Raw genomic sequence first — 8,529 nt, forward strand, 5'->3', positions numbered from 1 at the left:
TCGAGACTGGTATCAGGTGGTTGAAGTCCCTATAATCGGGCAGTTTATCTATTTTCATCACCAAACCATCACCGGGTGCAAAAATAATGTCTGAGAATAATCAATGCGTCATCGTAGGTATTGCTGGCGCTTCAGCTTCTGGAAAAAGCCTGATTGCGAGCACGATTTATAACGAACTTCGTGCCAAAGTAGGCGACCACCAAATTGGTGTGATTACGGAAGATTGCTATTACAACGACCAAAGCCATCTCAGTATGGAAGAGCGCGTTAAGACAAACTACGACCACCCGAATGCACTTGACCATGATCTACTTTGCCAACATTTAGAACAATTAACCCGTGGCGAAGCGGTTGAAGTGCCAGAGTACAGCTACACTGAGCATACTCGCACCGCGAATACAACGCTATTAACACCCAAGAAAGTGATTATTTTAGAAGGTATTTTACTGCTGACAGACCCACGTTTACGTGACTTAATGCATGCGACCGTATTTATGGACACTCCGCTGGATATCTGTTTATTACGCCGAGTGAAGCGTGATGTAGAAGAGCGCGGCCGCACCATGGATTCGGTATTGAAGCAATACCAAAAAACGGTTCGCCCTATGTTTATGCAGTTTATCGAACCGTCAAAACAGTACGCGGACATTATCGTTCCTCGTGGCGGTAAAAACCGTATCGCCATTGATGTATTAAAAGCCCACATCGCGAAATTGTTGAAATCTTAACTTTTGTGGTCTTTATTTTTAAGCAGACAAGTGGCACTTTAGGTGCCACTTTCTTTTTCTAATTAAGCAAGGAAAAAGCTGATGAAAAAACTGTTTCTTTTCATTGCCATTATTATCGGTGCGTTAATCGCTGCCGCGCTCGCACTTGTCCTGTTGGTCAATCCTAACCAATTTAAGCCCTTGATTGTAGAACAAGCCAAACAGAAAACGGGGTTGGACTTAGTCATTGAAGGAGATATCAGTTGGAGTTTCTTCCCTTCGCTTGGCTTTGAACTGGGCAAAACTGAACTCAGAAATCCACAAGGTTTCAGCGCTCCAAACCTGTTTAAAGTCGATCAAGTTGGTATTGAAATTTCGGTGATGCCATTGCTGGATAAGCAACTGGAAATTGGCAACATCCGCCTAAATGGTGCTGAGTTCCATCTTGAAACCCTTAAAGATGGCCGTTCAAACTTAGATAGCTTAACTCAAGCCGCGCCTCAACCAGCCGCCTCTTCCGCCGTAAACGAAACAAAACCAGCACAAGAAGAGACAAGCAGCGTCAATGCGAGCAACCCTGTTCAAGAGTGGACGATTAACTTAGCGGGCGTTAGCGTCGAAAACGCATTACTGGAAATACAAGACCGCAAAGCCGGTACACATACCAAGCTGTATGATGTGGCGGTCAATCTTTCAGAGTTTGCGGTGGACAAATGGACGTCAGCAACTTTTGCCGCCAAAGGTAAAAATAACCAACAAAACTTTGCCGCAGAAGGGCGAGCTGAATTCAAATTAGCCGCTGGTTTCAAGGATTATGCGGTGAAGAACGTTGTGCTTGATGCGAGCTTTAGTGACCCATCAAACCAGATTGATTCTGCGAAGATTGAATTAGCCACGTTCGAGTTTGATAAGAAGAATGCGCTGTCATTCAGCGTGAAAGGAAAGGTAGCGGATTTAAAACTTGATGCGAAGGGGAGTGCGCAACTGACTCTCGATAAAGCCATGAGCTTGGTGAAGATTGATACGCTGGTGCTGGATACCAATCTAGAAGGAACCAGTTTGCCACAAAGCCCAATGCAGATCGGTTTAACTTCGAACATTCATTTTGATCTCTCTAAAAACCAACTGGATGTCTTACTCAGTAAATTAACCGCAAATGCATTAGAATTTGATGGTGATGTCAAAGTGACGTTGGCTGAGATCCCTAAAATCCGCGTCAATATGCATAGCCCAAATATCGATTTGGATGAATTTTTAGGGCTTGCGAATCCAGCAACGGCAAGCAGTGCCGTGAGTGAAAGTAAGGCATCGTCAGGCTCAACGTCAGCTGCGCCTGCGATGGTGAGTGCTGAAGTGGAACCGGATCTCAGTGCATTAAAAACGTTGGATGTGCAAGGCAAGGTCACCATAGACAAGTTCAAAGCTAATAATGCTCGATTACAGAATGTGCAAACCAGCTTTAGCGTCGATCGTGGCATCGTGAATTTAACCTCATTCAGTGCCAACCTTTACCAAGGTACTATTCAGGCGACCGCTCAACTGGATGCAACCAAAGTACCTGCCACTTATAGCGCTAAAAAAAGCGTTAAGGGAGTACAGGTGCTGCCGCTATTAAAAGATGTACTCAATAATGAGATGTTACAAGGCACGGGTAACATCTATGTGGATGTAAAAGGTCGCAGTTTGACGCCAACGGGCATTCAACAAAACCTTGTCGGAACCGTGAACATCAACTTTGCCGATGGTGCAGTCAATGGTATTAACGTTGCTCACCTTATCCGTAGCAATTACGCCAAAATTAAAGGTAAGAAAGTTGATGACGACCCAGTGAAGAAAACCGATTTTAGCGCCATGACCGCTACGCTGAAATTGAACAAAGGGGAAGTCACCACCAATAACCTCGCCATGCAATCACCACTGTTGCGTATTCGTGGTGAGGGTAAAGCGAATTATCTGCAACAAACGGTTGATTTTTTGGTGAGCACTTCTGTGGTGGGAACGCTAGAGGGGCAAGGTGGCAAAGACATTGATGAGTTGCGAGACGTCACGATTCCTATCAACATCTCAGGGCAATGGAGCGATCCTAAATTCAAATTGGTTTTTGATGATGTGTTAAGACAAAAAGCGGAAAAAGAGATTGACCGTGGCTTGGAAAAGCTCGGCGTTGAGATAAAAGACGAGAAAACCAAGAAAGCGGTTGATGGCTTATTAAAAAGTCTTTTTAAGTAATTTACTGGGTTGATTTCATTATGATTGATCAAGCCTCCTCGATTTAGAGGAGGCTTTTTTATCACCAGTCGATGCCTTTTCGTGCTTTGATGCCCGACTCAAAGGCGTGTTTCACATTTTTGACTTCCGACACCGTATCGGCGATTTCAATCAAGCTGCGGTGTGCTCCTCGGCCCGTGATCACCACCGACTGCATTGCTGGCCGTGTTGTTAAGGCTTCAATCACTTCGTCTAATTCGATATAGCCATAGCTCACCATGTAGGTCAGCTCATCAAACAACACCACATCAATCGACTCATCTTTAAGCATGCGTTTGCACTCTTGCCAAACCCCTTGCGCCGCTGCGGTATCGGCTTCTTTGTTTTGCGTTTCCCAAGTAAAGCCCGTCGCCATGACTTGAAATTCGACGCCCAGTTTTTCAAGCAGATTACGTTCACCGTTTTCCCAGGTTCCTTTAATGAACTGGGCTACCGAACATTTCAAACCGTGGCCAACAGCGCGCGCAATGGTGCCAAAACCTGAGGTAGATTTCCCTTTGCCATTGCCGGTAATGATCAATAACAACCCTTTCTCTTGCTGGGCCGCGGCAATTCGTGCATCGACTTGCTCTTTTACTTTCTGTTGCCTCGCCTTATGGCGTTCATTTTTAATTTCTTCAGTCGACATGCTCAATCCTGTTCATTAATAGCGTTGCCGCTATCATAGCTCAACTACTCGGCAGCAAAAACCATCGAAATTACAAGGAATAAAAAAGCCAGAGCAGTGCTCTGGCCTTCTGGTGTGTTTCTAATGAGTTTAGAAGCGGTAATTGGCTTGTACGCCGATAAGCCAAACATTACCCGTCGTTGTACCAGAAAATTGGCCTCCAACGGCTTGCGCTGCATCATCTGAAGCATAACCACGAGATTCCACAATGTTGGCATCTTTGGCAAAAATGTAAGTAAAGCCAGTGTCTATGGTGAATTGCTCCGTGAAGGCATACTCCGCACCAACGCTTAACCAAGTTCGATCAGTTTCAGGGATGGTAATGGTACGGTTTTTATCGTTAACTGCCGCCATATCGTAAGCAATGCCTGTACGCAGTGCTAATTTTGCATCGACTTGGTAAGTCGCACCCAGAGCAAAACGGTAATTGTCTTCCCAGTTTTCTTCTTTAACCATCACCGAGCCAAGAGTGTTTAAATCCGCTTCAAGCTTTTCGAAACTGCTCCAATCGGTCCAGTTAATACTGGCATGCAGTGCCAACTGTTCACTTAGTTGGTGGTAGCTAGCCAGTTCAGCGGTGGCAGGCATAGTGAGCATCATTGAACCTGTATCATTCACTACCTTGCCCGATTCTTTCGAAAATATATTCGCTGTGCCAGTAAGCTTTAGGTCAACTTCGGATTTATAAGTAAAGCCAATGCGATTGCTATCATTGATCTGCCATGCCGTACCCACTTGCCAACCCCAAGCTTTATCTTCACCTTCCATGTACTTTAGTGTTGTACCTTGTGGAAGAGGCTTAGTTTGAGCCGGAGAGGTCGCACCGAAATGGCCTTCTCCAATCACATAACGAATGCCACCGCCAACGGTAACCGCATCAGTGAGTTGGTAGCCGATGTTGGCATTGACTTCCATTGTTTTAACCATCGCTTGATTACCAAAGTGGCTCGCGCTGAAATTACGGTCAAGCTCGGTCTCCATGCCATAGTTAGTACCGAGTGCTAAACCTAGCACCATTTTATCGTTCACTTGATGTGAGAGGTAAAAATTGGGGATGACGGCATCATTTGCGAAGTCATTTGAGCTTGCTTCTAATGCGCCGTTGATTTTTCCATTCACATCAACATTCGGATTAACGTAAATTGCACCAACAGAAATTTGCGTACCTTTCAAATAAGTCAGCATGGCAGGGTTACGCCATTGTGCACTGGCGTTATCAGCCATAGCCGCTTCACCGGCGTAAGCACGCCCAAGGCCCGTTGCAGAGTATTCTGCCAATTGGAAACCGGCGGCTTGAGATGCGTTTGATACGCTGAATAGTCCACATGCCACTGCGAGTGAAAGAAGAGTTTTATTTGATTTCATCATAATGTTCGCTGAAATATTTGAATTCGGTGTGGGAATTTTAAGGTTAGAGCGAATACTTTAAAAATATAAAGCAGTGAATTTATTGTTTTTGAAATTTAAATCTACTTATAGTTGAATTATAAGCGTAATACTCTGCTTGTTGCAAAAGTGTTTCTGATTTTTGGCGAACACTTGTAGTGTGGTTTAAGGCCAAAAAGGTACAGTTGTTAGCTGAATTAGGCGAGGAGATGATATTACAAGCATTAAAAAGGGCTGGAAAACCAGCCCTTTATTGACGCTATGCTAATAAACGTTGCGCTTAGAAGCTGCGGCTATATTGTAAGCCGACTAGGATTGCATCTGCGTGAGTCGTTGCCGTCAGAGTTGAAAGATATTGAGGTGAACCAAGAGGATTAGGTGTTCCTTCAGATACTTGTACATCATCACCCAGTAAGTAGGTGAAACCAAAATCAATATTTGATTTTTCATCTAGGTTATAAGTAAAGCCAGCAGAGAACCATTGGCGGTCAGAGTCAGGTACTGATACTGACGTTAATGAATCTTGAGCGCTGGTGTCATACATATAACCAGCACGTAAAGTCCAATCTGTATTTAAATAATACGTTCCGCCAATAGCATAATGCCATCCATCTTGCCATTTATATGGTTTGTTGTAAGTAGAACCTAGTGGGGAGTTTTTGAGGTCACTAAATTCAATTTGATCAAATGTGCTCCAGCCGATCCATTGTACGCTGTAATGAACTGCAAAATTGGTATCTTTTATTTTATGGAATCCAGAAAACTCAAAAAGGTCAGGCAATGGTAAATTGATTTTTTGTCCTTTATCATCTTTTGCTTCCATTTCAGGACTGTAATGATACGCGGCACCGAAACGGTTATTTTCGTCTAGCTCGAAGACAGTACCAAAGTTGAATCCGATAGCCCAAACATCAGCACCATCTACGTTGACTAAATCTTTACCACCCAAACTTGCGACATCAGAACTAGCCGTACGTTTCATGGTTCCTTTACCATAGATTAAATCTAGTCCAGCGCCAACACTCCATTGAGAGTCTATTCTGTAAGAACCAGCAAGGCCTAAGTTAAAGCTCTTGACGTCTGTTAAACCGCCATATTCACTAGCAGAGTAACTATCTGAAAATTCAGTTTTTGTACCAAAGTTAGAATAGGCATTGACGCCCCACGCAAACTTATCATTGAGAGGGACAATGAGATGGATATTTGGAGCAATAGATGTACCGCCTGCTTCATCATAATTTGCGTTTTTTGGAGCCGATAGCTGTGGTGCAACTTGGCAAGTTGTACCACAGTATTTCGCATCCTTGACTTTAATTTTTGTCGTTATGGATTCAAAGCCCAAAGAGAGTGAGGTTTCATCAAACAACGCCATTGCGGCAGGGTTACGAGCCATCACCGATGCGTTATCGGCAATAACAGCATCACCAGCAAATGCACGACCTAGGCCAGTCGCAGATTGTGCATTGAGCTGAAAGCCCGCTGCCAGTGCTTGTTGTGAAGCGAGAGCTACCGTTACGGCAAGTAACGATTTTTTAAACAGACGCGTCTTGTTCATGGTGCTTTTTCCTTTTTGATTTCATCGCCTCTAATGGACGTTGTTTTTGAGCAAATGCTCAATTGGTGGCTGATACTAGAGGCAAGTATAGAAGATAGAAATCCGACCATTGTCTAATTGAATGATAAAATTGCAGAAATGATGTCTATTTGGCAGGAAAAAGGCGGAAAATGCTTATTTATAGAGTTTAAGCTCTACTTTTGTCTAGGGAACCTGGCCTGCATTATATACAGGCCAGGAATGGTTTTAATGGGAAGGTTTTAGCATAGGCATTAGTTTTTTAGCGATGTTCGTGACATCTTCGCCATTTTCACCGACAAGGATCAGGCTAGCATCACCGACGGGTTCGATGATTCCTGCCATGCCTTGCTCATTAAAGTTCACGGCTTGTTCACTGGCAATGCCTGTGAAAAAGAGCGTCACTTTCCCGCTTTCACCTTGAAAAACCATGTGCAGAGCGTTTGCCTTGCCAAAACCACAGTGGTTTAGGTAATAAACGTGGTAAGGGAAGTTACTGCTTAACTGATAAGCGAATGGCAGCATTTTGGCGTTGATCTGCGTTGAATTCACTTGTTCATCCAGTTGGTTGACAAAGCCTTCTTCATCAATGACGTGTTTGATGGCGGTGTCCATTAGGCTTGCCTGCGCCTGTGGAATGAGCACATTTCGCCAATTGATTTGGCCAACCAATAAACCAAACACAAAAGCAATCGATGCAGCCAATGTCATCGCTTGCTTGGCAAAAGTAGGTCGGATGACATTGCTTGCCATTGTGGTTTGACTAAATAGAATACGGTCTGCGAGATCGTCAGGCACGTCTACATTCATTGCAGTAGCAATCGTTGCATCTAAGCTCAATATGTCCTCTAGGAACTGACGATTAGTATCACTAGTGGATGCCGCTTGGATAATCTCTTGGTCATGCTGTTTTGGATCGGACATAACTCGGCGGCGAAATTCTAATTCATCCATTTTGCTGCCCCTTATACGCTTCTGATGAATCCAATTGTTCTTTTAATTGATTACGAGCTCGAAACAGACGAGTCATGACCGTGTTCTTATTGAGTTCGAGGATCTCGCCAATTTCATCACCACTAAAACCACCAATGACTTGTAGGAAAAGAGGTTCGCGGTATTCAATATCCAGCTTCATTATCTGTGCCTGCAACCACTCTTGTTGATGATGAGGATCATCGTTGACTTTTACGTCACCGCTGTAGTCATCAATATCGACCAACTCAAACTGCTTGCGCTCAAAGCGGCGCGCGTTCTCGCGACGAAGAATAGTTATAAGCCACGATTTGGCCGCTTTCTCGTCGAGTAAGCTATCGAGAGATTTCCAAGCCCTCAAGCAGGTTTCTTGGACTAAATCTTCAGCAATGCTTTTATCTTTACATAGCCAATAGGCATAACGAAAAAGATCTCGGTGATAAGCACGCACAAGCGTTTCATATTTTCTCTGTCTGTCAATATTATTATTGACCGGGCTGCTGGACTTTTTCTTTCCAAACATGGTTATTATCGACACATGAGTCTCCGTTTGCTCTGTGATTTCTTCTTTGTTTAGGCCATTTTATGGTCGTCTTGCGATGAACGCTTCGCGTATTCGTTCGCTTTCGATCCGTTCAAGTTGTTCGGTAACATCAATTCAAGCGTCGACGGCTTTTTAATTTCATAGTATGGAATAAATCAATATAAAATTGATCTACTTCAAAATCTCATAGCACGAAGTGGCTATAGTACACCTTGTCATCTCGTTAGTCATTGCGACTAACATGTTGAGCAAGATGACACTTCCTTTTGAAGGCTGACTTTACTTTCTCCTAATCAGGAAACTGATTATTTCAATTGGCGTAAGTTAATTGCTTTATATATTCCGACCACACATTATTGTGTGGTTTTTTTTTGCTTATATACCCTTCCTACTTGAAGCCGCAGCGGTGTTG

At 43.8% G+C, this 8,529-nt stretch carries 7 protein-coding genes; 2 read left to right on the forward strand and 5 right to left on the reverse strand.

Features of this window, described 5'->3' with window-relative positions; translation table 11 throughout:
• Nucleotides 1–86: 86 nt before the first annotated feature.
• The gene (gene udk / locus PL85_RS13795; RefSeq protein ID WP_010320672.1) at nucleotides 87–728 is read left to right on the forward strand and encodes a uridine kinase; all 642 of its coding nucleotides are present in this window, start codon (nucleotides 87–89) and stop codon (nucleotides 726–728) included.
• Nucleotides 729–809: 81 nt separating this feature from the next.
• Entirely contained in the window at nucleotides 810–2,936 is a 2,127-nt protein-coding gene (locus tag PL85_RS13800; RefSeq protein ID WP_115339653.1) for an AsmA family protein, read from the forward strand.
• Between the two features lie 61 nt (nucleotides 2,937–2,997).
• Here PL85_RS13800 and cobO read toward each other — a convergent pair whose 3' ends face one another.
• The 5 genes from cobO to PL85_RS13825 form a co-directional block, all read right to left on the reverse strand.
• Complete coding sequence (gene cobO / locus PL85_RS13805; protein ID WP_010320670.1) at nucleotides 2,998–3,603, reverse strand: cob(I)yrinic acid a,c-diamide adenosyltransferase; 606 nt, start codon at nucleotides 3,601–3,603, stop codon at nucleotides 2,998–3,000.
• A 129-nt stretch (nucleotides 3,604–3,732) separates the two neighbouring features.
• Nucleotides 3,733–5,007 carry an outer membrane protein transport protein gene (locus tag PL85_RS13810; protein ID WP_115339654.1) on the reverse strand — a complete coding sequence of 425 codons (1,275 nt, stop codon included), beginning with the start codon at nucleotides 5,005–5,007 and terminating at the stop codon, nucleotides 3,733–3,735.
• A 301-nt stretch (nucleotides 5,008–5,308) separates the two neighbouring features.
• Nucleotides 5,309–6,583 (reverse strand): outer membrane protein transport protein, encoded by a 1,275-nt coding sequence (locus tag PL85_RS13815; RefSeq protein ID WP_115339655.1) that lies wholly within the window; start codon nucleotides 6,581–6,583, stop codon nucleotides 5,309–5,311.
• Between the two features lie 246 nt (nucleotides 6,584–6,829).
• Nucleotides 6,830–7,555 (reverse strand): DUF3379 domain-containing protein, encoded by a 726-nt coding sequence (locus PL85_RS13820; protein ID WP_088721089.1) that lies wholly within the window; start codon nucleotides 7,553–7,555, stop codon nucleotides 6,830–6,832.
• Nucleotides 7,548–8,096 carry a sigma-70 family RNA polymerase sigma factor gene (locus PL85_RS13825; RefSeq protein WP_115339656.1) on the reverse strand — a complete coding sequence of 183 codons (549 nt, stop codon included), beginning with the start codon at nucleotides 8,094–8,096 and terminating at the stop codon, nucleotides 7,548–7,550. The genes PL85_RS13820 and PL85_RS13825 overlap by 8 nt, the downstream gene beginning before the upstream one ends.
• Between the last annotated feature and the right edge of the window lie 433 nt (nucleotides 8,097–8,529).

The sequence above is a fragment of the Vibrio anguillarum genome (assembly GCF_001989995.2).
Taxonomy (GTDB): Bacteria; Pseudomonadota; Gammaproteobacteria; order Enterobacterales; family Vibrionaceae; genus Vibrio; species Vibrio anguillarum.

What these genes read in the sequence shown, in the direction of transcription:
- udk (WP_010320672.1), top strand. Translation starts at nt 87, where the DNA reads ATGTCTGAGAATAATCAATGCGTCATCGTAGGTATTGCTGGCGCTTCA.
- PL85_RS13800 (WP_115339653.1), top strand. Translation starts at nt 810, where the DNA reads ATGAAAAAACTGTTTCTTTTCATTGCCATTATTATCGGTGCGTTAATC.
- cobO (WP_010320670.1), bottom strand. Translation starts at nt 3,603, where the DNA reads ATGTCGACTGAAGAAATTAAAAATGAACGCCATAAGGCGAGGCAACAG.
- PL85_RS13810 (WP_115339654.1), bottom strand. Translation starts at nt 5,007, where the DNA reads ATGAAATCAAATAAAACTCTTCTTTCACTCGCAGTGGCATGTGGACTA.
- PL85_RS13815 (WP_115339655.1), bottom strand. Translation starts at nt 6,583, where the DNA reads ATGAACAAGACGCGTCTGTTTAAAAAATCGTTACTTGCCGTAACGGTA.
- PL85_RS13820 (WP_088721089.1), bottom strand. Translation starts at nt 7,555, where the DNA reads ATGGATGAATTAGAATTTCGCCGCCGAGTTATGTCCGATCCAAAACAG.
- PL85_RS13825 (WP_115339656.1), bottom strand. Translation starts at nt 8,096, where the DNA reads ATGTTTGGAAAGAAAAAGTCCAGCAGCCCGGTCAATAATAATATTGAC.